This is a genomic window from Xanthomonas sp. F1 (genome assembly GCF_014199855.1).
The window spans coordinates 26,129-51,475 of record NZ_JACHOK010000015.1 but is presented as its reverse complement, the minus strand read 5'-3'; the positions used below and the strand labels follow the sequence as shown (position 1 = coordinate 51,475).

Below are 25,347 nucleotides of genomic sequence, written 5' to 3'. Positions count from 1 at the left end.
GCCATGCACAGCCTGTTGGGGACGGACGTGTTCGAGAGCCTGCTGTCGCGCCTGCTGGCAACCAGCGTGCAGACGGTGGTGCTGGTCGCGCTGATCTGGGCGCTGTGCCGCTGGCTGCCGACCCTGCCGGCGGCGACGCGCTGCCGGCTGTGGTGGCTGGTTGCCGCGCAGAGCGTGCTGGGTCTGGTGTGGGCCGGTGCGGTGCAATTGCCGGTGCTGCCGGCCGCACCGGCGCCGGTGGCGGCAGCGCCGGCGGCCGTCGCCACGGTGCCGGTGACGCCGGTACGCGCTGCGACGCCGTCCGTGTCCGCTGCGGTGCCTGCGCAGATCAACGTCAACGCCACCACCGCCACCGCGGCGATCGCCGCCCCGCCGGCAACGGCATCCGTAGCTGCCTTGCCCTGGACGCAGGCGCTGGTGGCGCTATGGCTGGCCGGCGTGCTGGTCTGCGCCGCGCACAGCGTCCTGGCCTACCGCCGCAGCCGCCAGCGTGCACGCGAGGCAGCACCGTGCACCGACGCCGCCCTGCTCGGCGCGCTGCGCCTGGCGGCCGAGGCGCACGGCCTGCGCGAGCCACCGCAGCTGCGGTTGTGTGCGCACACCGATTCGCCGCAGCTGATCGGGCCGTGGCGGCCGGTGCTGTTGCTGCCGGCGCGGCGCATGGCCAGCCTGCGCGCCGACGATCTGGACATGGCGCTGACCCACGAACTGGTGCACCTGCAGCGCCGCGACCTGTGGTGGGGGCTGCTGCCGGCCGTGGCGCAGCACCTGTTCTTCTTCCATCCGCTGGTGCACCTGGCCAACCGCGAGTACGCCCTGGCCCGCGAGGCGGCCTGCGATGCGGCGGTGGTCGCCGGTCACCGCCATTGCCGTCACGACTACGCGCGGCTGCTGGTGCAGCTGGGTGTGGCACCGCGGCCCAGCGCCGGCCTGGCCAGCGCGTCGCCGACCTTCCTGAGCCTGAAACGGAGATTGCTGATGCTGCAGACCACGTCCGCCTTTCCGGGCCTGGGCGCGGCCCTGATCCTGACCGCGGTGACCGTGCTCGGCGTGATGCCGCTGCGCCTGGTGGCCCAGCCCGGCCATGCCGTCGCACCTGCCAACAAGTCGGACGCTGCCCGGACCGCCGCCGAGGCCGATGCTGCAGCCGAGGCGGCCGACGCGGCTGCCGAAGCCGCAGAGGCCGCTGCCGATGCGGCCGCCGAGGCAGCGGAGAAGGCGGCAGATGCCGCCGATGCCGACACGGACAACGACACGGCCATGGATGACGGCGCTGCCGCCCGTGCCGCCAACGTGCCCGGGACGCCGCTGCCGCCGCGTGCGGCGACCTCCGCCACTGCAGCGACGCCGTCGCGTCGCGCGGCACCGCCGGTCGCCCCGCTGCCGCCACCCGCGCCGCTTGCGCCGCCGGCACCGGCGGTTCCGGCCGCACCCGCGGCCATCGGCTCGCGGATCAGCACGCGTTCGATGCAGAAGACCCGCGATGGCCAGATCGAACAGTCGTATGTCCGGGTCAAGGGCAATCATTCGACGATGAGCGGCAGCAGCGACGAGCTGGCCACCATGAAGCACGAGACCCAGGGCGATGGCCTGTGGTTCCGCCGCGGCGGCAAGCGCTATGTGGTGCACGATCCTGCGCTGCTGGCCCGCTTCGATGCGCTGTTCGAGCCAATGGGCAAGCTGGGCGCGCAGCAGGGCGAACTCGGCAAGCGCCAGGGCGCGCTGGGTCGCCAGCAAGGCGAACTGGGCCGCGAGCAGGGCAAGCTGGTGAAGGAATCCCTGGCATTGGCGCTGGATCGCATGGACGCGAACGACATCGCCGCCAAGGCCCAGGAACGCGCCAAGGCGGATCTGGCGCAGCGCCAGGACGCACTGTCGGCGAAGATGCGCGCGCTCGGCGAACAGCAGGCCGCGCTGGGCCGGCAGCAGGGCGAACTGGGCGCGCGCCAGGGCGAATTGAGCGCGCAGGCCGATCGCGAGGTCGACCGCCTGTTCGATGCCGCCATCGCCGCGGGCACCGCGCAGCGGCTGGAGTGATCCGGTGCACGCCGCGTGCCTGGCGCGCGCGGCGTGTTCTTGCGTTGACGTTGCGCCGTCTCGAACCACGCGCAGGCCGCCGTGACACGGCAAGGCACTGTGGGAGCGACTTCAGTCGCGACGAGGGTTTCCGGGAAAACCCATCACGATGGAAGGGCGCGGCAGCAACGCCCTCCCGTTACGATCTGGCGAGACCTACCGTTGCCTTGTAGGAGCGGCTTCAGCCGCGACAGCTTTACCGATAACGCCCGTCGCGGCTGAAGCCGCTCCTACGCGCGTGCTTGCCAACATGACTTGACGCTTCTGACGTCATTTCCGCACCGGTCGCGCCCCTGGATGTATCGCCCTTGCAAATCGCCATGCCGCGTTCGCCGCATGTCGTCTGCATCAGCGCGCAATGCTCGCACGAGGCAGCATCATTAGGTCGGCAAGGCACCACGCGAGTGCCCAGACTACACCGACGCAGTCGCCGCCAGCGCCCGCTCCTCGGCCTCGGCGGCGACCAGGCGCTGCAGCAGCAACGCCAGCGTGACCACGTCCTGGTGGTTGTGCGCGGCGACGCGGCGCAGGTTGCGCGCGTTGCCGCCGCGCAGGTAGCTCAGCCACGCCGCCGGCGCTTCGGAGCCCGGCAGGTCGTCCTCGCGCACCACCCGCAGCAACTGCCGCTCGATGGTGGCGAGCTTGCAGTTCTCCCAGGTGCCGCGGTAACGGCGGCGGGTGGGATGCAGCAGGTCCACATGATCCAGCGCCGATAGCGGATCGGCGCAGCGCGCCAGCCGGTAGCGGGTCTTCAGCAGCGGCGCGTCGTAGCAGCGGCCGTTGTAGCTGGACAGCACCGTGCCCGGCCGCAGCCAGGCGCGGAACGCTTCCAGCATCGCCTTCTCCGCGCCCATCGTGGCCATCAGCAACTGGCGGATGCGCAGGCCCGGGCCATCGGCCGGATGCACGGTCCAGTCGGCCGCGCCGATCATGAAGGCGCGGGTGCCGGTGCCGCCGGCCAGGCCGGTGGTCTCGGTGTCGAAGAACAATAGGTCGGTGGGTTCCACCGCATCCTCGCGCCGGGCGAAGGCGAGCGATAGCGACGTCGCGGGAATCGGCTGCGGCAGGAACGCCTCGATCAAGTGCAGCCCGGGTGCGATCTCCACCCCGGGTAGGTGCCGGTCCGGCGCTGAAGCCGCTTTGCGTGTGGAGGAAGCCGTGGCGGGCGCGACGGCACGTTCGCGCAGGCCGAGCAGGCGCCGCAGTGCGGACACATCGGTGCCACCGCGATCGAACGGGGCGATGGCGATGGGGGGCGCCACTGCAGTATCAGTGCCGCCGCTGAGCGGGGGAGCCGGTTGCGTGCGTGCGGCTGGCGGTGCAGTTGGACGCGATACGTCGTCACGTGTCGCCGCCGATGATTTCCGCGACACGTGCATGGGCGTCGCCGCGGCAGCGCCCGCGCGCGACGCAGGAGCCGTGTCCGCCACGGTGCGGTTGCCGGAAGACGCCGGCGTGCGCTCGGCGCTGGCGTCGCCGGCCTGCCGACGCAGCGCGCGCAGGCGCTCCAGGCTGATGCTCATGCGCTCCACTCCGGCAGCGCGTCGGCATCGGCGTCGGCAGCGATCGTGGTCGCGCCGTGCGCGTCCAGCGCCGTGTCGTCCTCGCCGTCGAGCAGCAAGCGCAGCACACGCAGCGCCAGCGCCCTGGGCGTGGTCGCGCTGGCTTCCTGCGCGGCCAGCACCGGGCCGACGCAGGCCGGACAGCCGGCCACGCAGTCGCAGCCCTGCACCAGTTCGCGCGCGCGCTGTACCAGCTCGGCCTGGCGTCGCCACAACGGCTCGCTCAGGCCGACGCCGCCGGGGAAGTTGTCGTACAGGTATACGGTGGGCACGAACTGCTGCAGTTCGATGCTGGCCGGCTCGCCGCTGTCGCCGCCGCGCAGCTGGCCGCGGCCCTTGGCGTCGGCCACCGCGAACCACGCGCCGTCGCCGTCGCCCACCGCCTGCTGCAGGTCGCGCGCATCGGCCATCACTGCCACCGTGGCCACCACGTGCAGCGCGTAGGCCGCGCCGAGGAAACCATCCAGCGCGTCCTGCTTGCTGCCGAACGCCTTGAGCAGCGTGGCCTGCGGCAACTGCCACCACACCGCGGTGGTGTGCAGTTCCTGGTCGGGCAGGTTGACCGGGCCGTAGCCGATGTTCTCGTGGGTGTAGTAGCGGATCTTCTTGTAGCCGGCCACGCGCCGCACCACGTGTACCTCGCCGTGGTGCGCGTCGCCGCGGCCGGCCGCGCCGCCGTCGAAGCGGTCCAGCACCTTGAGCTTGGTGAAGTCGATGCTGTCGGTGTAGTAGTCCACGTGGGTGCGGGTGACGTAGGCCTTGCGGCCTTCCCAGTCCAGCTTCTCCACCTGGTACGGCGTGCTCTGCACCATGTGGATGGCGCCCTCGTACAGGGTCAGCGCCGCGGCGGAGTAGTCCACCTCGGCGATGATCTGCTGCTTGCCGTCGGTCTTGTCCACCACCACGAAGTTGCCGTCGGCCACCGAGCGCAGGCTCACCGCGTTGGCCGGATAGCTGTCGGCGATCCACTCCCAGCGATCGCCTTCCTGGTGCACCACCTCGCTCTCGGCCAGCGCTTCCAGGAACACCGCCGGGTCCACCGGCCCGAACGCCTCGCCGGCGACGAAGGTCAGTTCGAACGCGGCGCAGCGGATGTGGTCGAACAGGATCAGCGGCTGGTCCGGGGCGATGCGCGCGTGTTCGGGCGAGGCGTCGGCGAAGAAGTCCGGGTGCCGCACCACGTACTGGTCCAGCGGCTGCGAACTGGCCACCAGCACGCCCAGCGCCGGCTGCTGGCGGCGCCCGGCGCGGCCGAAACGCTGCCAGGTGGCGGCGACGCTGCCCGGGTAGCCGTTGAGCACCACCACGTCCAGCGCGCCGATGTCCACGCCCAGCTCCAGCGCCGAGGTGGAGACGATGCCGTCGATGCTGCCGGCGCGCATCGCGCGCTCGGCCTCGCGGCGCTCGCTGGGCAGGTAGCCCCCGCGGTAGGCGCGGATGCGCGGGGGCTTGCGTGGGTCGTGGTCGAAGATGTCCTTCAGGTACTTGGTCAGCACCTCCACCATCAACCGCGTCTGCGCGAACACCAGGGTCTTGAGCCCGGACTTGATCGCGATGCGGGCGATGCGGTTGCTCTGCGAGCGCGCCGAGGCGCGCAGGCCCAGGTCGGCGTTGACCACCGGCGGGTTCCACAGCAGCACGTGCTTGTCGCCGCTGGGCGCGCCGGAGTCGGTGATGGCGTGGACGCGCTGCTCGATCAGCGCCTCGGCATGCGCGCGCGGGTTGCCGATGGTGGCCGAGCACAGAATGAACTGCGGGCTCACTCCATAGAAGGCGCAGATGCGCTTGAGTCGGCGCAGCACGTTGGCGACGTGGCTGCCGAACACGCCGCGGTAGGTGTGGATCTCGTCGATCACCACGTAGCGCAGGTTCTCGAAGAACTGTGCCCACTTGGTGTGATGCGGCAGGATCGCCTGGTGCAGCATGTCCGGGTTGCTGACCACGATATCGCCGTGCAGGCGGATCGCCTGGCGCGCATCGCCCGGGGTGTCGCCGTCGAAGGTGAAGGCCTTCACCCCGAGGTCGCCGGCGCGGTTGAGGTCGAGCAGCTCGGCCACCTGGTCCTGCGCCAGCGCCTTGGTCGGGAACAGGTACAGCGCCTTGGCCTGCGCGGTCATCGCCGCGGCCACCACCGGCAGCGTGTAGCACAGCGACTTGCCTGAGGCGGTGGGGGTGACGATGGCCACGTGCTCGCCGCGCTGCGCCGCGTCCCAGGCCTCGGCCTGGTGGCTGTACAGCTGCGCGATGCCGCGTTCGCGCAATGCGGCGGCCAGCGCCGGCGGCACGTCGTCCGGGATCGGCGCGTAGCGGCCGGCCTGGCCGGGGATGGTGAAGCTGCCGGTGATGCGGTCGTGGTAACGGCGCTCCAGCCGCGCGCTGAGCAGGGCGCCGTCGCGCGAGGGCATCCCGTCGGTGGTGGACAGGGCGCGCTCGGCGTCCTCGGTGCGCGGGGCTAGGGCGTGGGCGGGCATCGGCACGGCTCTCAAAGCGGAACAGGGAAGCGAAATCGCGTCTCAGGGTATGAGACGGTGCCCGTCGAGGCGAGGAAGGCAGGCTGAGCGGATTCAGGCGGGGGGCTTGCGTGGAGGCAGCCCGGCTACCGACAGGTGCAAGCGGCTGCGCTGCGAATAACGAATGGCGCACCGTGACGCGCCTTTGGAATGCGGTGAAGGGCGCGTCAGTAGGCGCGCGCTTGTCCCTGGCTTGGCTGTTGCGCCTGCTCGTATGTTTGAACGGCATGTTGTTGCTCCGCCTGGTAGGCGCTTTCGCGGATTGGCGGTGCTGCAGCATGAGTATCCAGCTGGGTCCGGAATCCGGGCGTTCGCCCCGCGATGAATATCTGTTGATCCTGCAGCGTCACGGCTCCCAGCTGGTCGACACGTTCAATCCCGGCGCTCTTCGCGGCGACCAGTGCCTGTGCCACCTTGGCGTCGGACACGCTCTCTGGCAGCCGATCGCGCAACGCGTCGAAATACGCCCGGTCGGGGTGATTCTGGGGAAAGCGTTCCTGGGCCTGGTCCTGGAGCTTGGTCACATCGCGATTGATTCGGTCGACTGCATCATGGTCGACAAGTTCCCGCTGCGGGTCTCCTGCCGGCAACTTCAGGCGCGGGTCTTCGGGATAGAGCTGCTTCAGGCGCGCGTCGTTCAGGCCGGTCACGAGCTCGCCGTTCTTCAGGGCGGCGTAGGTTTCCCGGGCGAGTTGATCGGCGCCGGAGGTCCTGTCGCCGATACGGCGCCCAGCTTCGTTGTTCCACAGATCCATGCGGTGCTCTGCGGGATCGTTCGGGTGGGCCGGGCCGATTTCGGCGTCGTTGCCGAACCTGCGCGCAATCCACTGTTGCCCCAAGGCGATCTGGGTGACGCGCCCGCTGGTGTAGGCGTGCCGGAACGCATCCAGCGCGTCGTTGTGGCCTTGCGGCTGAATGCTGCCATCGGTGCGACGTGCCAGATGCACGCCGCTGAGTTGCTCGTAGTGCCGATACGCTTCCTGTTCGATCTCGCGCTTGGCGCCCTTGGGGTCGGTGATGTCGACCATGTTCAGCCCTCCGCTGGCTTGAGGAACTCCACTGGCCCCGCGTAGCCAGGATACTTCTTGCGGATGAGGATGCGTTCTCCCGGCTTCACGCACATGTCCTCCAGCGATTGTGGGACGTGCGCTTCGTCGACGAAGAACTGCTCATACGGGAGCGAAAGCGTCTGTTCGCCGGTGTCCTGCTTGAATGTCAGGCGCAGGCTGTCATCGCGCGTGAAGCACAACGAAGCCCACGGGAAATCGGTCAACTGGCTGGCAGCCACGACGACGTTGTCGCGACCGCCGAGCAGGGCTTCCACGCGCTGCGCGAACTGGGCTTGGGAAATTTGGGGATCGGTCATGGTGCATCCTGCAAGCAAGGCGAACGGGAGAAAATGCAGGAAAGACGGCAGCCGTTGTGGCGGCACGGTCATCGGCGTGGCTCCTTCCATTGGTCCCACAGAATTTATATCGCAGGAAGTGAACGCTTTCACTGTCGGTAGCCCGCCGCACCGACGGACATCGCCTCGACATGTGATAGGCGACACCCCTGCGTCCGGAGGCCATCGCCAGGTATCCTGTCGTCCCCCTCGGCAACGGCGGCTCCTGTCGTCTACTTCCCTTGCCCGTGTCCGCTCTCCCGCTTCCCCCGCACTACCGCACCGCCGCCGCCCGCCGCGCCGACCTGCTCGTGCATGCCGCCGGCCTGCTGCTGGCCGTGGTCGGCGGCGCGCTGCTGGTCTGGCGCGCCCATGCCAACGACGCGCTGATCGTGGCCACCAGCATCTATGCGCTGGGGCTGCTGACCATGTTCGCCTGCTCGGCGGCGTACAACTTCGCCCCGCCGCAGCGCCAGCCGGTGCTGCGCAAGCTCGACCACGCCGGCATCTTCGTGATGATCGCCGGTTCCTACACGCCGTTCTTCGTGCTGGCCTTGTCCGGCGCCTGGGTCTGGTCGATGACCCTGGCGGTGTGGGGCGTGGCGCTGTTCGGCGTGTTCGCCAAGCTGTTCCTGCCCGGCATCGCCAAGGGCTTCTGGGTGGCGATCTACCTGCTGCTGGGCTGGGCGGGCATGGCCGCGGTCAAGCCGATCGTGGCCGGGCTGGACACGCCGGTGCTGTGGCTGATCGCCGCCGGCGGCGCGATCTACACGGTGGGCGTGGCCTTCTACGTGCGCAAGTCGATGCTCTACAACCGCGCGATCTGGCATGCGCACGTGCTGGGCGGCGCGCTGGCGCACTGGTGCGCGATCTGGCTGTGCCTACGGCCGCTGTCGCCGACGTGAACGGCGGCGCCAATGCGCTAGAGATGACCGCGCCGCGTCCGTAAGCTCGGGCGCCATGGACAGCGTGGACACAGCGGATTCCATCGGCCGGCGCCTGCGGACGGTGCTGGCAGTCGCATTGCTGGTGGCGTGCACGCAGGCGCAGGCGCAAGCGCAACAGGCTGCGCCTGCTGAGCAGGCATCTGCATCTGCATCGCCACCGCCTCCGGCCGCCGCGCAGCCCGACATCCAGACCCTGGGCGAAGTGCGCGCGCTGCCCCCGGACGAGGGCGAGCCGCTGGACCTGTACCGCTTCAAGAATCCGGTGACCCCACCGCCCAATCGGTTCGACAAGGACTGGCGGCCGCCGCCCTCGGTGGAGCAGGTCAGCCAGAGCGGTGGCTACATCGCGCTGGGCGTCTACTACCTGGCCGGCAAGGCGGCCAAGGGCCTGCACGCGCTGACCGGCGGCCCGGACCAGGTCCAGGCTGCCGTCGCGCGGCCGCCTCCGCAGCTGAGCGAGGCCGAGCTGCAACGCGCCATGAAGGTGTGCGCGGAACAGGGCGGGGGCTGCGCGGTGGGGCAGTGAGATGGGCCTGATGATGTCGCCAGGTCGGCGCGGCGGTGGAATCACGATCTAGGCAGGCGAGCAGGTACCGACGCGTCACCGTTTGATTCGCCGAATTCGATGTTGTGGATCCGTAGCAAGGTGTGAGGAAAGGTGGGCGACGCGCCAACCCCGTGTCCTGTCAGCCTGCATCGCAGGGATGGGGGAAGGGGCGCCGCAGTTGGCCGACTACTTGCAGGCGTTGAACGTTTTGTCGGCCAGGCGCGTCGGCGTGGTTCCATGCAATGCCAGTCTCACAATGACGCGCTTGCATCCTGCGTCGCCCGACCAAAAGCGCAGCGTACTGCCGGTGATGCCCGAAAGTGTCAGGCCGCGCGTTGCCTGTTGGAGCTTGTCGCTCTTCACGAACAATTGGGTGCGCGGGTCAAACAGGTAATAGCTGTAGGCGGGAGCGCCCAGGCGTCCGGAAAAGTCCGTCCACAACAGCAGATCATCGTTGCCATCGCCATTGATGTCCGACACGATCGCGGTATAGCGCAGATCGTCGCCCGGTTCGTCCTGGTCGGTGAAGGGGCCGCGATAGGCGGCGACATACGCCGGCTGCGCTGTCGTGTTGCTTAGAAAGACCAGCGACGGGATGGGGATGGATTGCTTGCCTGCCGTCCGCTCCACCATGATCGTTGCGGGTGCGCAGCGTAAGAGCAGTCCGCCGGTGTCGCGGCATTGGGTGCCTTCGATCTCCAGGCGAAGGTCGCCCAGTTGGAAGGCGACCTGTCCCATAGTGTCCGGCGTCCCGCTGGCGTTGAACGTCTGCGTCCGCGACGTCGCCTCATGCGAGGTCGCTTGTGGTGTGTCTGCTGCGTGCGCTGGGGAAGGGCGTCAGCCTGCGCTGTGTGGTCTGGCCAGGCATTCCTCTGCGCAGGTAACGTCGCCGCATCTGCGGCCGCTGCAGCACTGTGCACGATGCTGCAGCAGACAAGGCACATTGCCGCGAGTCGGCAGGAGGCTGCCCATCGAGACGAAGCCACAGGTCCCAACCACGGTCGAGGGCTGCCTGCGATTCCCTTCCAGGTCTTGCGCTCCATGCCACGCATGTTCCGCCTCGTGGACAGCCGCGCCTCACCGCCCGCCGCGCGTATAGCCTTCCAGTTCGTCGGCGCGGGAGCTGATCCGGCGCAGGGTGGCTTCGGCGCTTTGCAGGGCCGCTTCCTGGCCGCGGGCGCCGAGCGCCCGGTCCAGGTGTGCGGCCTGCTCGTTGGACTGCTGCCAGGTGTATTGCGCATCCATCAGCCGCGAACGGTCCATGCCGCTGAGGCGGTAGCGCAGTTTGTCGTAGGCGCGGTCCAGGCGTTCCTGCTGCACGCGCTGTTCGCGCTGGATGCAGCGGCGGCTCTCGTCCAGGCCCTGCGCCTGCTTGCGGCAGTCGTGGTAGGTGGCGGACAGGCCATCGCTCGGCGTGCCGCCCTCGGCGCCCGTGCCGGGCGGCGGCATCTGCTGCAGTTGCTGTTGCATCTGCTGGATCTGCTGGGCCTGCTGCTGCAGCAGGCGCTGCTGTTGCTGCAGTTGCGCATCGCGCGGGTCGCCCTGCTGCGCGGCGGCGTTGCCGCACACGCCTGCGACCATCGCGGCGATCAGCCATGCGCGCAGGCGGCGCTGGCCCTGGGTTCCCTGGTGCTGGTGCATCGTCCGTCTCCTTCGATCGGCAGCCGATCCTGCCGCGCGCCGCATCGCCGGTGCGCGGTCGAGGTGCGTCAAGCATACGGGAAGGGCGGTGATGGCTTCATGGCACGGCGATGGGCGCGCTCAGCGGGGAGACACCGCGCTCGTCGAAGGCTTCGACCGCGAACACGTAGTCCTGGTCGCGGTTCAGCGCGCGGATCTCCAGGTCGGTGCCGCGGTCGGCGAACACCTGGTAGGTGAGGGTGAGACGGTCGGCGCGCAGGCCCCAGCGCACGTTGTAGCCGACCGCGCCGGGCACCGCCTGCCAGCGCACGTGGGCATTGCGGCGGTCGGGATCGCGGCGCGCGGCGACGCCGGTCGGCGCCGGTGGCGGGGCGCCGTCGGCGTTGCCGAACACGCGCAGGTCGCCGATCGCCAGGTGCGCGGCGCCGACGTGGCCGTGCACATAGCGGATGTAGCGGGTGCGCACCGGCGCGGGCAATTGCAGGTAGGCGTTGGGCCGGTCGCGGCGGTCGGGGCCGGCGCCGACCTCGGCCAGCGGCAGCCAATGGCGGCCGTCGCGCGAGTGCTGCAGCCGGAACGCGGTGTAGATGTCCGGCGCATCGCCGTAGCGGCCGGCGCGGTAGTCGGCGAAGTTGACCTGCACCGCGCGTACGCTGCGTTCCCCGCCCAGGTCGACGGTGAGGGTCTCGCCCGGTACGTTGCGCGCGGCCACCCAGTAGCTGCGCGGATCCTCGTCGGTGGCGCGGTCGGCGGCGAAGCCGTCCAGGGTGGACGAGGCGGTGGCCGGCTTGCGGTAGGACAGCAGCATCCAGCCGGTGAACAGCGTCTCCGGGTCGGCCACCGGGCCTTCCGGCATCCAGTGCGGGAAATCGCCGAAGCGGGTGGACACGCGCATCTGGCCGTCGGCGGCGAACGCGGCCGGGAACAGCACGATGCGCCGTTCGAAGGTCCAGTTGGCGCCGATCCAGGCGGTGCCGCTGTTCCACCAGTTGCCGTGCGCGTCCTGGAAGGTGGAACCATGGCCTGCGCCCTGCATGAAGCCGCCGGGCTTGTACGCCACCGGGTTGTACGCCGCATAGGTGAACGGGCCGAGCGGGTGCTCGCCGACGTACACGCCGTTGGCGTAGGCGTTGTACTCGCTACCCGGCGCGCCGTACTGCAGGTAGTAGCGGCCGCCGGTCTTGGTCATCCACGCGCCTTCCAGGTAGCTGCCGATCGGGCTGCCGTCGGGGAAGCGCGCGCCGCGGTGGTCGGGGCCGAAGCGCTCCCAGCCGTGCTGCGCCGGATCCAGTGCGAGCAATGGCGTCGGTACGCCGCGGAAGGCGAACCCCTGCGCGCTGCGGTCCATGGCGATGCCGTACAGCGGGTAGCGGTCCGACGAACCCCAGTACAGGTACCACTGGCCGTCGTCGTCGATGAACAGGTCCGGGTCCCAGGGGCCGGGCGGCACGTCGCTGAGCGGCCGGCCCTTCATCTCGGTGCCGATCGGCTGGGCGCGCGGCAGCGGGGGCAGCAGCCGGGTCAGGAAGTCGAGCGTGCCGCTGGCCGGGTCGCGGGTCTGCAGCAGCGGGCGCGGTTCGAAGGCCGACTGCATGATCACCAGGCGGTCGCCGTCGGCGACCACCGCCGGTGCGACGATGCTCTCGAACGGCCAGCGGCTGGGCGTCACGAACTGCCAGTCGAGCAGGTTGCTGGAGCGCCAGTAGCCGTCGGCCAGGGTCTGGAACAGATAGTAGGCATCGCCGAAGCGCACGAACACCGGATCGGCGCCGGTGCGATAGGAGATGCCCTCGTTGAGCTGTTCGAAGTTGTAGCGGTAATCCAGGTCGATCGGGTTGGCGTAGCTGCGCGCGCCCGGCGCCTGCGCCGCGGCCAGCCCGGCGGACGCCAGCAGCGCCAGCGTTACGAATGCTCTGAACATGGCGATGGCCTTCCCCCCGTGGCGGCGCCGGCTACCGTAGCAAATGGGGTGGCGGGGCGCGATGCGGCTGGCCACGCCGCCGCGGTTACCATGACGCCACGCGTCCGTCTGTGCCGTGCTGCGGCTGCAGCGTCTCCTTTCGCCGATCCCCGATCCCCCGATGCCCATGACCGCCAACGTCTCGCAGCGCCGCCTGTTGCCCCTGTTGCTGTCGTCCTGGCTGTTCGCGGCCGCCGCCTTCGCCAACGACAGCAGCATCGGCGACGCCAATGGCTCCATCGAGCTGATTCGCCAGCCGGACATCCGCATGAGCAAGGAAGACCTGTTCATCAGCGAGGAGCGGGTGCAGGTGGACTACGTGTTCACCAACACCAGCGCGCGCGAGCTGCTGGTGCCGATCGCCTTCCCGATGCCGCCGATGTACTTCGGCATGGCCGACCACAGCGCGCTCACCGACTTCAAGCTGTGGGTGGACGGCAAGCCGGTGCGCACCGAGCGCAAGCTGGTGGCGAAGCTGGACGGCAGCGACATCTCGCGCGCGTGGGCGGCCAGCGGCTGGACGCCGGACGACCTGGCCGCGTACGTCGAGAGCGGCACCCTCCCGGCTGGCCGCAAGCCGCTGCCGGCACGCTGGCTCGATGCGGACGGACAGCCGCGCTTCACCCTCAGCGAGTACTTCGTCTGGCAGCAGCGGTTCCCGGCCAATGGCACGGTGGCGATCCGCCACAGCTACGTGCCCAGCGTCGCCACCGGCGTACCGATGCCGGCCAGCGAGCTGATCGGCGAGTACGCCAAGCCCACCTGCCTGGACGCGGCCATGCAGCAGCGCCTGCGCCGCCGTGCCGGCGCCAACGGTCTGCAGTGGAGCAACCTGCGCTACGTGCTGCGCACCGGCGCCAACTGGAAGGGGCCGATCCAGGACTTCCACCTGACCCTGAAGAAGCGCGCGCCCGGCGACCTGCTCAGTCTGTGCTTCGACGGCGACCTGCAACGCACCGATGCGCTGACCTTCGAGTTCCGCCAGCGCGATTTCGTGCCCGAGCGCGATCTGGACATCCTGTTCCTGCGTTGACCGGCGGCCGACGCCCGCCCTGGCCGGTCGCGCCGAAGCCGACATCCGGCTGAACGCCGATCCGGCGCGGTCGGCAATTCTGGTCCGACGCGGTGGCGCGCGCGGCGGCGGATCGGGCAGCATGCGGCGGCGCGTTTCCTCCCCCAGGACCTTCCCGCATGCGCGATGCCGCCGTTGCCGCTTCCGATCCCGTCGCCCTGGTGGCGGCGCGCCTGGAACGCCTGCCGCCGACCCGGACCCTGTGGCGGCTGGTCGCGCTGCTGGCGCTGGGCGGTTTCTTCGAACTGTACGACCTGTTCCAGACCGCCTACCTCAGCCCCGGCCTGCTGCGCGACGGCATCTTCGCCGAGGGCGCGGCCGGCGTGTTCGGCATCGCCGACCAGGCCGCGTTCGCCTCGGCGACGTTCCTGGGCCTGTTCCTCGGCGCGAGCCTGCTCAGTCCGTTGGTCGATCGTTTCGGGCGTCGCGCGGTGTTCTCCTTCGCGCTGCTCTGGTACAGCGTGGCCACCGTGGCGATGGGTCTGCAGCACAGCGCGCTGGGGGTGATCCTGTGGCGCGGCGTGGTCGGCATCGGCCTGGGCATCGAATTGGTCACCATCGACACCTACCTGTCGGAGATGGTGCCGCGGCAGATGCGCGGCGCCGCGTTCGCGCTGGCGTTCTGCGTGCAGTTCCTGGCGGTGCCAGCGGTGGCGCTGAGCGCCTGGGCGCTGGTGCCGCACGCGCCGCTGGGCATGAGCGGCTGGCGCTGGGTGGCGCTGCTCAGCGGCGGCTTCGCGCTGGCGGTGTGGTGGCTGCGCAGCCGCCTGCCGGAATCGCCGCGCTGGCTGGCCACGCAGGGCCGGCATGCCGAGGCCGACGCGGTGCTGCAGCGGCTGGAAGCGCGCTGCGCCGCCGACCTGGGGCGGCCCTTGCCCGCGCCCGAGCCGGCTGCGGCGCCAGCCGTGCCGACGCCGCAGCTGTCCGCGCTGTGGCAGGCCCCGTACCGGCGCCGCATGGCGATGCTGGTGAGCTTCCACATCTTCCAGGCGATCGGCTTCTTCGGCTTCGGCAACTGGCTGCCGGCGCTGCTGGCACGGCAGGGCGCCGACAGCGTGCACGGCCTCGGCTACGCCTTCGCCATCTCGCTGGCCTATCCGCTGGCGCCACTGCTGCTGATCGGCGTGGCGCAGCGCTGGGAGAACAAGTGGCAAGTCGTTGTGTCGGCGCTGGGCGCGGTGCTGTTCGGCCTGCTGTTCGCCTGGCAGAGTCAGCCGCTGCTGCTGATCGCCTGCGGCGCGGCGGTCACCTTCTGCAATGCCTGGATGAGCTTCGCTTACCACGGCTACCAGGCCGAACTGTTTCCCACCGCGCTGCGTGCCCGCGCGGTTGGCTTCTGCTATTCCTTCAGCCGCCTGTCCACCGCCGCCAGCAGTCTGCTGATCGGCATGCTGCTGGACCGCACCGGCCACCGCGGCGTGTTGGGCTTCATTGCCGCCAGCCTGCTGCTGGCCGCCGCGGTGGTGGGCCGGTTCGGGCCGCGCACCCACCAGCGTTCGCTGGAGCGGATCTAGCGGGATGTTCCGCCGATTCCTGAATGTCCTGCCGCGGTCATCGGCCCTCGACACCATGCCGCTGCCGCCCGGTGCATGCTGTCGCCTCCCTCGCCACGAGCTTCGGCCATGACCTCGCTATTGCCCGTCCCCGTGATGGATGCCGCCGACCACCGCGACCTGGCCCAGGCGCGCGCGCTGCTGGAACACCCCGGCCTGGCGGCGAAGATCGCCAATGCGGTGGGCGCGCCGATCGAGGCGCTGATCAGCAAGCGCATGCCGAAGATGCTGTCCTCGCGCATCGATGCGGTCAGCCAGCGCGCGCTGCGGGTGGCGTTGCGCTCGGCGCTGCTGACTTTGCGTACGCAGGCGCCGGAGCGGGCGCGGCCGCGCCTGCACGGGGCTGCGGTGGCGGCGACCGGCGCCGCCGGCGGCTTCTTCGGCCTGCCCGGGCTGGTGGTGGAACTGCCGCTGACCACGACCCTGATGCTGCGTTCGATTGCCGACATCGCCCGTGCCGAAGGCGAGCGCCTCGACGACCCGGCCACCGCCCTGGCCTGCCTGGAGGTGCTGGCGCACGGCGGCCGCAGCCCGCGCGACGACGGCAGCGAATCGGGCTACTTCGCAGTGCGCGCGGCGATGGCGCAACAACTCAGCGCCGCGGCGCAGTACATCGCCGCGCATGGCCTGGGCAGCAAGGGCGCGCCGGTGCTGGTGTCGCTGTTGTCGCGCATCGCCGCCAAGTTCTCGGTGACGGTGAGCGAGAAGCTGGCGGCGCAGGCGGTGCCGCTGGTCGGCGCGGCCAGTGGCGCGCTGCTCAACACGGTGTTCATCTCGCACTTTCAGGCGATGGCGCGCGGCCACTTCATCGTGCGCCGGCTGGAGCGCCGCTACGGCGAGGCCGCAGTGCGCCAGGCCTACGAGGCGTTGCCGACGCGCAGATAGCGCCGCACCGGCGAAGTGGCGGGATCGTGCAAAGTCCCGCCCGCGCCGCGCCGCTATCCTCGGCGATCGCGCGATGCCGTGGAGGGCACCTGGACGTGAGTGGAGCGAAGTACACACAAGGAGTGCGCCTGCTGGCGCTGATCGCGGGGCTGCTCCCGCCGGCGCTGCAGGCCGCGGCCGACGCGCCGCCGCAGGATGGCGTGCGGCGCATGCCCACCTTCGACCTGCCGTTGTCGCCGTTCCTCAGCGCGCAGGCGCAGGCGGCCGCGCGCAAGGACATGGCGCAGGGCGATCCGCTGGCGAAGATGGATAACGCCACGCTGCGCCGCGAACTGCCGCGCATCCGCGCGGAGACCGAGGCCTGGGCCAAGACCGTGGTGGAGCCGTTGCGCGAGCGCTACGGGGTGACGCTGCAGCGCACCACCTGGGACGGCGTGCCGGTGATCCTCGTGCAGCCACGCGATGCATCGCCGGCGCAGCGCCAGCGGCTGTTGATCGAATTGCATGGCGGTGCCTTCGTGATGGGCAGCGCGGCCTCGTTCGGCATGATGGAGGCGATCCCGGTGGCGGCGATGACCGGCGTCACCGTGGTCAGCGTCGACTACCGGCAAGGCCCGGAACACCGCTTCCCTGCCGCCAGCGAAGACGTGGCCACGGTCTATCGCGCCGCGCTCAAGCGCTACACGCCGCAGCACATCGGCCTGTTCGGCTGCTCGGCCGGCGGCGTGCTGACCGGCGAGTCGCTGGCCTGGTTCGCCAAGGAGCAATTGCCGATGCCGGCGGCGGCGGGCATGTTCTGTGCCGGCGGCGACGCGCGCTACCGCGGCGATTCGCGCTACGTGGTGGCGGCGGTGAACGACGCGCCGTTGCCCGACGCGCAGGGGGCGCTGCCGATCATGGAAGACCTGTACTACGGCGAAGGCGTGGACTTCCACGATCCGCTGGTGTCGCCGGTGTTCTCCAACGCGGTGCTGGCGCAGTTCCCGCCGCTGCTGTTCATCACCGGCACGCGCGCGGCGGAGTTGAGCAATGTCGCCTACACCCATACACGGCTGGTCGAGCTGGGCCGCGAGGCCGACCTGCACGTGTGGGACGGTATGGGCCACGCCTTCCACCTGAACACCGCATTGCCGGAAAGCCAGCAGGCACTGCGGGTGATCGCACGCTTCTTCCGTCGGCATCTGGAGCTGCCGCCGTTGCCGGCAACGGCGCCGGTGGTAGCGGCGCAGGACTGACGCGCACGTTGCAGCCGGCGCGCGCGGCGACTGGCCGTCGTCGCGCGGCGATGGCACAGTGGCGGCCGCTGCCTTGCGGCCGCCTTCGTCCCCCGTTTTTTCTGCCAGGTGCTTCGCCATGAAAACCCGCCACCGTTCCGACAGCGACGACGACCAGCCACGGCTGGCGGTGCTGATCGACGCCGACAACGCGCAGCCGTCGGTGATCGAAGGCCTGCTCGCCGAGGTCGCCAAGTACGGCCTGGCCAGCGTCAAGCGCATCTACGGCGATTTCACCAGCACACGCATGACCCAGTGGAAGCAGGCGCTGCTGAAGCACTCGATCAGCCCGGTGCAGCAGTTCGCCTACACCAGCGGCAAGAACGCCACCGACAGCTCGCTGATCATCGACGCGATGGACCTGCTCTACACCGGCCGCTTCGACGGCTTCTGCCTGGTCTCCAGCGACAGCGACTTCACTCGCCTGGCGCAGCGCCTGCGCGAGGAAGGGCCGACGGTGTACGGCTTCGGCGAGCGAAAGACCCCGGACGCGTTCGTGCAGGCCTGCGACAAGTTCATCTACACCGAAGTGCTGCGCAGCGAGGCCAGCGCAACCGAGCCGGTCAAGTCCGCCGCTGCGGCCGCCAAGCCGGCGGCCAAGGGCCGCAAGACGCCGGCCGCGACGCCGGCCAAACCGGAGCCGGCGCCGGCCGCGACCGAAACCAAGCCGGCGCCATTGACGCTGTTGCGTCAGGCCATCGAAGAAGCCTCCGATGACCAGGGCTGGGCCGGACTTGGCAGCGTCGGCAGCTATCTGAACAAGGTGCGTCCGGATTTCGATCCGCGCCTGTACGGGCACAAGAAGCTCAGCGACCTGCTGCGCCGGTTGTCGTCGCACTTCGAACTGGAGGAGCGCGGCAACGAGGGCGGCGGCAAGCGCATCTTCGTGCGCTCACGCGGATGAGCCGGCTGCCGTCGCCGCGTACGCCGTTGCGTGGTGCCGCGGCATTGCCCAGCGCACACAGGTGCACGACACGATGAGCGATCGACCCTACGCGCCGTCCTGCGATCGCAACCGCGATCCGATCCTGCAGGTGCTGCAGCGGCAGTTCGCCGATCGCCGCCGCGTGCTGGAGATCGGCAGCGGCACCGGCCAGCACGCGGTGCACTTCGCCGCAGCGCTGCCGCACCTGACCTGGCGATGCAGCGAGCGCGCCGAGCATCTTCCCGGCATCGCGCAGTGGCTGGAGGCGACGGGCCTGCCCAACACGCCGCCGGCGCTGGCGCTGGACGTGCGCGAAGGGCCGTGGCCGCACACCGGCTACGATGCGGTGTTCACCTCCAACACCTTGCACATCATGGGCTGGGACGCGGTGCAGGCGTTCTTCGCCGGCGTCGGCGCGCTGTTGGCGAACAGCGCCGATGGCGTGTTGGCGGTGTATGGGCCGTTCAACTATGGCGGCGCCTTCACCAGCGACAGCAACCGCGACTTCGATGCGTGGTTGAAGGCGCGCGACCCGGCCAGCGGCATCCGCGATGCCGAAGCAGTGAACGCGCTGGCGCTGGCGCAGGGCCTGGCGTTGCACGAGGACGTCGCGATGCCGGCCAACAACCGCTGCCTGGTCTGGCGCCGCGTCTAGGCACGACTGACCGCGACCGCGTGGCTGGCGGCGCATGCGAACGCTGCTCGGCGCGCTCATGCGCCGCGCATGCATGTCGTCACCTGTCCATGGTGGCGTGCCCACGCCGTTCGCGCTCCCTGGTGCGCCGCTTTGCGACGTGTGTGGATGGCGTGCACTGCCAGTTGCGGTAGTGCCGAGGTCGTCGCTACGCCACGCTGCGCAGCTGCGTGGCGGAAATGGCCAAGCTGAGGACGTCAGTGACGTGATTGCGACGTCGGCTCCGTCGCAGCACACCGGTGCAGTGCGTTGCATCGCATGCCATGCGGGCTTACCTGCCAAGTCTGGCAATGCCCGGCCATCGAGCTGACGGCCACGTGTTGCGTCCAGGTGACGGCAGCGCACTGCCTCCCTCATCGCGGGTTCACCGCAATGCCACGGCCGATTCACCGCTGACTTGCGACTGTGCGGCGACACCGGCTGCTGCATATGCGCAGATCGCCGGCACACCCTTCCACGACGGAGCGTTCCCATGCACAGCAACGACGAATCCCGCGATCTCAATCGCGACCCGATTTCCGGCACCCCGGGTTCGCATCCGGTCGGGGTTGGTATCGGCGGCACCGCCGGCGGTGTGGCCGCAGGCGCGCTGGCCGGCACGGTGTTCGGCCCGCTCGGCACCCTGATCGGCGCGGCGGTCGGCGTGGTCGCCGGCGCGGCGGCGGGCAAGGGCGTGGCCGAGCGCATTGATCCCACCGGCGAGGACGCGTACTGGCGCGAGGAGTACCGCAACCGCGACTACGCCAAGGCCGACTACGACTACGACCGCGACTATGCCGCCGCCTACGGCCTGGGCCTGCAGGCGCGCGAACAATATCCCTCGCGCACCTGGGACGAACACGAACGCGAGTTGTCGCGCGACTGGGGCACGCGCCGTGGCGATTCGCGCCTGGAGTGGGACGAGGCGCGGCTGGCCGCGCGCGATTCGTGGGAGCGCGCCGATACCACCTATCGCACGTATGAAGACAGCGACCGCTACTACGCCGAGCGCTTCGACACCGTTGACTATCGCGATACCGACAGCAGCTACGACGATTACCGCCCTGCCTACCGCTACGGCGTGCAGGCGCGCAGCCGCTACCGCGACCGCGTCTGGGACGACCGCCTGGAATCGGATCTGGAAAGCGGCTGGGAACGCGTCAAGGACCGCTCGCGGCTGAGCTGGGCACAGGCCAAGGCCGCCGTGCGCGAAGCCTTCGATTCGGATCGCTACGATCGCCCCGGCCGCGGCAACCCGCCCGATCCGCGGGTCTGATTCCAACGTTCGTTCTGTCGCATGCCACTCGGTCGAGTTGCCATGTGTCACTCGACCGAATCGCATCTTGATACGACACAGCGGCTACCTGCCTGGGGCCGCTGCGTCGTATGCGGAGTGTAAGGAAGCAAACAGGTGGGAGGGACTTCAGTCCCGACGCGCAGATCCTTCCATATCGACACCATCGCGATCGACCGGGATCCATCTACATGGTATCGGCGCGCGAGAAGCCGCTGGCACAGGCTGCATCGCCACCTGTTGGCATGGCAGGTCGCGGCTGAAGCCGCTCCTACAGCCTGGCCTCTACGGTCCGTCCGACGTCGGCGAACTATCAGTAGGTTGTTGAGCCGCCGGTTGCAATGGATCGTCCTCCTGTGCATCCGCCTGCGCCTCTGCCTCAGCCTTTGCCTCCGCCTCCGCGTCTTCCTTCAGGGCGGCATCCCACCATGCCGGGGCCGCCAGCCGTTCTTCGCCATAGCCGTTCATGCAACCGGTCCCTTGCTGCTCCAAGCGCGCGTAGTCCAGGTGACACGCTGCGGGTCCTTCTGTTCCGGCCACTCTGCGTACGCGCCGGTGCCTTCGTATTGGCTCCCATTGATACAGGCGATGTACGGCTCGGCCCACAATCCCACTGCCTGGAATACCAACACACGCGCTTCGCCGTTTCGATCCAGGCGGCCATGGAAGACCGTCCATTTGCCCGATGCGCACCTCGCACCGGAGATCCCCATGTAGCTCAGGCACGGGATCGACCACACATCCTGTACGACGCGGATGCTCGCGCCCGAAAGCGGCCGATCGGGTCCTGCGACGACACGGATCGTGATGAACCGCGGCATGATCCAGGGGCCGGCATGCTCTGCCAGCAGGTAGAACAGCAGAAGGCCGCCCACGAGCGCCACGCACACGAGTTTGCCCAGCTTCACGCGATGCTCCTTCGATGGGGTGCGACCGTGGACCGCTGACGATCCACGCAAGGTTCGGGTGGTGGCCCGCGGCGACCCACTCTGGGCGAGGCTGCAGGCCTGCATCCCGATGGAGTTCCGGTCGCGGCGGAAGCCGCTCCTGCGGCAGACGCAGATGCATCGGGGATCGCGGGAGCGTTGCAGGCGTGGCTTGGGCCACGCCGCGTTCCGTCAATCGCCTCCGATACCGCTACTGCGACGCCGCCTCACAACGGCGCCGCGTCGCCCGCTCAGGCCGCCTGCACGATATGCAGCGCCTTGGGATTGCGCCAGGTCACCAGTAGCCGCGCTTCGCGTTGCTTGGCCTCGTGCAGATGCGCTTCCTTGACGTGGCCGTAGCCGCGGATGTGTTCCGGGATGCTGGCGATCTGCACCGCCAGGGCCAGGTTGTCCGCCTGCAGCCGCTGCAGCAGTTCGTCCACGGTGGCGACGTAGTCGGCGATCAACTGCCGTTCGCCGCGTCGCTCGGCGCTGTAGCCGAACACGTCGAAGGTACCGCCACGCAGGCGCCGCAGCTTGGCCAGCCACTTGAACGCGGTGAACATCCACGGGCCGTAGTCGCGCTTAAGCAGCCGGCCTTGCGCGTCCTTCTTCGCCAGCAGCGGCGGTGCCAGGTGGAAGCGCACGCGGTAGTCGCCCTCGAACTGCGCCTGCAACTGCTGGGCGAACGCACCGCTGGTGTACAGCCGCGCCACCTCGTACTCGTCCTTGTAGGCCATCAGCTTGAACGCATAGCGCGCCACCGCTTCGGTCAGCGCGGTCGAGGCGGGGGCCACGCGCTGCTCGGCAGCGCGCACGCGTTCCACCAGTGCGGTGTAGCGCGCGGCGTAAGCGGCATCCTGGTAATCGACCAGGAAGGCGTGGCGGCGCGCGATCAGCTCGTGCAGCGAGCGCGACAGGCGGCTGTCGTCCAGCGGCGCGTGCCCGGCATCGCCGCTCTCGGCGGCGGCGGGCAGCTCGCGCGCCGGACGCGGATTGGACGGATTGCGCGGCGCGGCGCTGGCGCCGGCCTCGTGGCCTTCCCACTCGCCCGGCGGCAGTTGCTGCAGGCCCAGGGCCTGGCGTTCGCGCTCGTCCGCGGCCGGATCGGTGAGACCGGCCGCGCGACGCACCGCCGGCAGGTCCAGCGCCGCCAGGCGGCCCCAGGCGAAGGCCTGCTGGTTCATCGCCACCGCTGCGCCATTGAGCTCGATCGCACGCATCAGCGCCGCATGCGACAGCGGCACCAGGCCCTGCTGCCAGGCGTAGCCGAGCATGAACAGGTTGCTGGCGATGGCGTCGCCGAGCAGGGCCGTGGCCAGCTGGGTGGCGTCGAGCAACAGTGGATCGCGGCCACCCAGCGCCAGGCGCACGCCGGCAATGATCTCGGCGGCCGGGAACTGCATGTCCGGGTGCGTGGTGAAGGTGCCGGGCATCGCCTCGTAGCTGTTCAGGACCACTTGCGAGCGATCGCCACGCACCTTCGACAGCGCCCAGTAGTCGTTGACCACCACCATGTCGCAACCCAGCACCAGGTCGGCCTCGCCGGCGGCGATGCGCACCGCGTGCAGGTCCTCCGGCTGCCGCGCAATGCGGATATGCGTGGTGACCGCGCCGCCCTTCTGCGCCAGGCCGGTCTGGTCGAGCACGCTGGCGCCCTTGCCCTCCAGGTGCCCGGCCATGCCCAGCAGCGCGCCGATGGTGACCACGCCGGTGCCGCCGACGCCGGTGATGAGGATGTTCCAGGGCTGGCTCAGGTCGCTGCGGAAGGTCGGTGCCGGCAGCTGCTCCAGCAGCGTCGCGGCGTCGGCCTTGCGGCCCTTGCGCGGCTGCCCGCCGTGCACGGTGACGAAGCTGGGGCAGAACCCGGACACGCAGGAGTAGTCCTTGTTGCAGCTGGACTGGTCGATCTGGCGTTTGCGTCCGTACTCGGTCTCCTTCGGCAGCACCGACACACAGAAGCTCTTCTCACCGCAGTCGCCGCAGCCTTCGCAGACCAGCGAGTTGACCAGCACACGCTTGGGCGGATCGGGCAGCTTGCCGCGCTTGCGCCGGCGCCGCTTCTCGGTGGCGCAGGTCTGGTCGTAGATCAGCACGCTGGTGCCCTTGACCTCGCGCAGGCGCCGCTGCACCGCGTCCAGTTCGCCGCGGTCGTGGAACTCCACGTCGCTGGGGAACAGCTCGCGGCGCCGCGTCCACTTGCCGATGTCGTCGCTGACCAGGGCGATGGTGTGCACGCCTTCGGCACGCATCTGCCGGGCGATGTCGGGCACGCTGAGGGTGCCGTCCACCGGCTGCCCGCCGGTCATCGCCACCGCGTCGTTGTAGAGGATCTTGTAGGTGATGTTGACGCCGGCGGCAATCGACTGGCGGATCGCCAGCGAGCCGCTGTGGAAATAGGTGCCGTCGCCCAGGTTCTGGAACACGTGCGGTGTGTCGGTAAACGGTGCCTGCCCGGCCCAGGTGACGCCTTCGCCGCCCATGTGGGTGAAGGTGTCGGTGGCGCGGTCCATCCACGTCACCATGTAGTGGCAGCCGATGCCGCCGAGCGCGCGCGAGCCCTCCGGCACCACCGTGGAGGTATTGTGCGGGCAGCCGGAGCAGTAGTGCGGCACGCGCGGGAAGTTGGCGCGCGGCAGCGCCATTTCCGCTTCCTTGGCCTCCATCCAGCGCAGCCGCTGTTCGATCGATTCGGTGTCGAGCGCCTCGGACCGCGTCAGACGCAGGATGCGCTGGCCGATCACCCCGGCGATGGTAGCCGGGGTCAACTCGCCGGTGGACGGCAGGATCCATTCGCCGGCCTCGTCGTACTTGCCGACGATGCTCGGGCGCGGGCCGGCGCTGGCCGGCCAGTTGTAGAACTGCTCCTTCATCTGCCGCTCGATGAAGGCCTTCTTCTCCTCCACCACCACGATGTCCTGCAGCCCGCGCGCGAACGCGGCGATGCCCAGCGGCTCCAGCGGCCAGGTCATGCCGACCTTGTACACGCGGATGCCGATGCGCGCGCAGGCCTCCGCGTCCAGGCCCAGGTACTCCAGCGCCTGCAGCACGTCCAGGTAGCTCTTGCCGGTGGTGACGATGCCCAGCCGCGCCTGCGGCGCGTCCATCACCGTGCGATCGATGCCGTTGGCGCGGGCGAAGGCCTGCGCGGCGCGCACCGCGTAGCGATGCAGGCGCATCTCCTGGTCCAGCGGCGGATCCGGCCAGCGGATGTTGAGCCCGCCCGGCGGCAGTTCGAAATCCTCGGGCAATACGATCTGCCGCGCGAACGGGTCCACCTGCACCGAGGCCGAGGATTCCACCGTCTCGGCGATGGTCTTGAAGCCGATCCAGCGCCCGGTGTAGCGGCTCATCGCCCAGCCGAGCAGGCCCATGTCGAGGATGTCCTGCACCCCGGCCGGATTGAGCACCGGCATCATCGCGCTGACGAACTCGTCCTCCGAGCCGTGCGGCAGGGTCGAGCTGCGGCAGGCGTGGTCGTCGGCGGCCAGCGCCAGCACGCCGCCGTGGCGCGAGGTGCCGGCGGCGTTGCCGTGCTTGAATACGTCGCCGCAGCGGTCCACGCCCGGACCCTTGCCGTACCACATGGCGTACACGCCATCCACGCGCGCGCCGGGGAACAGATTGGTCTGCTGCGTGCCCCAGACCATGGTCGCGCCCAGGTCCTCGTTGAGCCCGGGCTTGAACACGACCTTGGCCGCGTCCAGATGCTTGCGCGCGCGCCACAGTTCCAGGTCGAACCCGCCCAGCGGGCTGCCGCGGTAGCCGCTGACGAAGCCGCCGGTGTTCAGTCCTGCGGCGCGGTCGCGCAATTGCTGCATCAGCGGCAGCCGCACCAGCGCCTGCACCCCGGACAGATAGATGCGACCATCGGTGCGGGTGTACTTGTCTTCCAGGGTGTAGCCGGCATCCACACCGTCGGTGGTCGCTGCGGCAAGGGAGGACGACGGACGCGGATCGACGATGCGGTTCATGGCTTGCCCGGAAATGGAAGGCTGGCGGGCGCGCAGCGCCCGCCGCGCGCGATCGCCCCGATTGTATCAGCGGCGATTTTTGCGCCCGTTCTCGTCCGTGCCGGCGCGGGCGGGGTAGGATGGGACCCGGGTGAGGGGATCACT

Annotated in this window: 20 protein-coding genes; 10 read left to right on the top strand and 10 right to left on the bottom strand. The window is 69.8% G+C overall.

Features of this window, described 5'->3' with window-relative positions; translation table 11 throughout:
- The first annotated feature begins 3 nt into the window (after positions 1-3).
- A complete protein-coding gene (locus tag GGR71_RS21270; RefSeq protein ID WP_456362646.1) occupies positions 4-2,037 on the top strand; it encodes a M56 family metallopeptidase in 2,034 nt (677 codons plus the stop codon).
- Positions 2,038-2,489: 452 nt separating this feature from the next.
- On the opposite strand, the gene GGR71_RS21265 is transcribed toward GGR71_RS21270, so the two are convergent.
- The 4 genes from GGR71_RS21265 to GGR71_RS20440 all read right to left on the bottom strand — a co-directional run bounded on the left by GGR71_RS21265 (position 2,490) and on the right by GGR71_RS20440 (position 7,586).
- Positions 2,490-3,599 (bottom strand): ribonuclease H-like domain-containing protein, encoded by a 1,110-nt coding sequence (locus GGR71_RS21265; RefSeq protein ID WP_237474502.1) that lies wholly within the window; start codon positions 3,597-3,599, stop codon positions 2,490-2,492.
- Entirely contained in the window at positions 3,596-6,109 is a 2,514-nt protein-coding gene (locus tag GGR71_RS20450; RefSeq protein ID WP_160962465.1) for a DEAD/DEAH box helicase, read from the bottom strand. Before GGR71_RS20450 ends, GGR71_RS21265 begins: the two co-directional genes overlap by 4 nt.
- 206 nt (positions 6,110-6,315) lie before the next feature.
- Positions 6,316-7,176: a DUF6973 domain-containing protein gene (locus tag GGR71_RS20445; RefSeq protein ID WP_160962467.1), complete on the bottom strand. Its 861-nt coding sequence runs from the start codon at positions 7,174-7,176 to the stop codon at positions 6,316-6,318.
- Between the two features lie 2 nt (positions 7,177-7,178).
- On the bottom strand, positions 7,179-7,586 hold the full coding sequence (locus GGR71_RS20440; protein ID WP_237474504.1) for a hypothetical protein: 408 nt from the start codon (positions 7,584-7,586) through the stop codon (positions 7,179-7,181).
- Positions 7,587-7,774: 188 nt separating this feature from the next.
- On the opposite strand from GGR71_RS20440, the gene trhA reads away from it, so the two are divergent.
- Positions 7,775-8,437: a PAQR family membrane homeostasis protein TrhA gene (gene trhA, locus GGR71_RS20435; protein ID WP_048491666.1), complete on the top strand. Its 663-nt coding sequence runs from the start codon at positions 7,775-7,777 to the stop codon at positions 8,435-8,437.
- 55 nt (positions 8,438-8,492) lie between these two features.
- Entirely contained in the window at positions 8,493-9,005 is a 513-nt protein-coding gene (locus tag GGR71_RS20430) for a hypothetical protein (RefSeq protein WP_202405137.1), read from the top strand.
- Between the two features lie 207 nt (positions 9,006-9,212).
- Here GGR71_RS20430 and GGR71_RS20425 read toward each other — a convergent pair whose 3' ends face one another.
- The 3 genes from GGR71_RS20425 to GGR71_RS20415 form a co-directional block, all read right to left on the bottom strand.
- A complete protein-coding gene (locus GGR71_RS20425) occupies positions 9,213-9,764 on the bottom strand; it encodes an XAC2610-related protein (RefSeq protein ID WP_160962469.1) in 552 nt (183 codons plus the stop codon).
- Positions 9,765-10,103: 339 nt separating this feature from the next.
- Positions 10,104-10,667 (bottom strand): DUF1311 domain-containing protein, encoded by a 564-nt coding sequence (locus GGR71_RS20420; protein ID WP_160962471.1) that lies wholly within the window; start codon positions 10,665-10,667, stop codon positions 10,104-10,106.
- A gap of 97 nt (positions 10,668-10,764) precedes the next feature.
- Positions 10,765-12,588 (bottom strand): family 43 glycosylhydrolase, encoded by a 1,824-nt coding sequence (locus tag GGR71_RS20415; RefSeq protein ID WP_184452274.1) that lies wholly within the window; start codon positions 12,586-12,588, stop codon positions 10,765-10,767.
- Between the two features lie 166 nt (positions 12,589-12,754).
- On the opposite strand from GGR71_RS20415, the gene GGR71_RS20410 reads away from it, so the two are divergent.
- The 7 genes from GGR71_RS20410 to GGR71_RS20380 all read left to right on the top strand — a co-directional run bounded on the left by GGR71_RS20410 (position 12,755) and on the right by GGR71_RS20380 (position 20,285).
- Entirely contained in the window at positions 12,755-13,660 is a 906-nt protein-coding gene (locus GGR71_RS20410) for a DUF4424 family protein (protein ID WP_160962473.1), read from the top strand.
- 158 nt (positions 13,661-13,818) lie between these two features.
- Positions 13,819-15,213: an MFS transporter gene (locus GGR71_RS20405; protein ID WP_160962475.1), complete on the top strand. Its 1,395-nt coding sequence runs from the start codon at positions 13,819-13,821 to the stop codon at positions 15,211-15,213.
- 135 nt (positions 15,214-15,348) lie between these two features.
- The gene (locus tag GGR71_RS20400) at positions 15,349-16,137 is read left to right on the top strand and encodes an EcsC family protein (protein WP_160962527.1); all 789 of its coding nucleotides are present in this window, start codon (positions 15,349-15,351) and stop codon (positions 16,135-16,137) included.
- 122 nt (positions 16,138-16,259) lie between these two features.
- The gene (locus tag GGR71_RS20395) at positions 16,260-17,372 is read left to right on the top strand and encodes an alpha/beta hydrolase (protein ID WP_456362650.1); all 1,113 of its coding nucleotides are present in this window, start codon (positions 16,260-16,262) and stop codon (positions 17,370-17,372) included.
- A gap of 118 nt (positions 17,373-17,490) precedes the next feature.
- Positions 17,491-18,315, top strand: a complete 825-nt coding sequence (locus GGR71_RS20390; protein ID WP_160962477.1) for an NYN domain-containing protein — start codon at positions 17,491-17,493, stop codon at positions 18,313-18,315.
- A gap of 73 nt (positions 18,316-18,388) precedes the next feature.
- Entirely contained in the window at positions 18,389-18,991 is a 603-nt protein-coding gene (locus tag GGR71_RS20385; RefSeq protein WP_160962479.1) for a DUF938 domain-containing protein, read from the top strand.
- Positions 18,992-19,502: 511 nt separating this feature from the next.
- Positions 19,503-20,285 carry a hypothetical protein gene (locus tag GGR71_RS20380; protein ID WP_160962481.1) on the top strand — a complete coding sequence of 261 codons (783 nt, stop codon included), beginning with the start codon at positions 19,503-19,505 and terminating at the stop codon, positions 20,283-20,285.
- Positions 20,286-20,588: 303 nt separating this feature from the next.
- On the opposite strand, the gene GGR71_RS21260 is transcribed toward GGR71_RS20380, so the two are convergent.
- The 3 genes from GGR71_RS21260 to GGR71_RS20370 all read right to left on the bottom strand — a co-directional run bounded on the left by GGR71_RS21260 (position 20,589) and on the right by GGR71_RS20370 (position 25,203).
- Positions 20,589-20,771, bottom strand: coding sequence for a hypothetical protein (locus GGR71_RS21260; RefSeq protein ID WP_237474505.1), 183 nt, complete (start codon positions 20,769-20,771; stop codon positions 20,589-20,591).
- The gene (locus tag GGR71_RS20375) at positions 20,768-21,211 is read right to left on the bottom strand and encodes a hypothetical protein (RefSeq protein WP_237474506.1); all 444 of its coding nucleotides are present in this window, start codon (positions 21,209-21,211) and stop codon (positions 20,768-20,770) included. Before GGR71_RS20375 ends, GGR71_RS21260 begins: the two co-directional genes overlap by 4 nt.
- A gap of 269 nt (positions 21,212-21,480) precedes the next feature.
- Positions 21,481-25,203 (bottom strand): indolepyruvate ferredoxin oxidoreductase family protein, encoded by a 3,723-nt coding sequence (locus GGR71_RS20370; RefSeq protein WP_160962483.1) that lies wholly within the window; start codon positions 25,201-25,203, stop codon positions 21,481-21,483.
- Positions 25,204-25,347 lie beyond the last annotated feature (144 nt).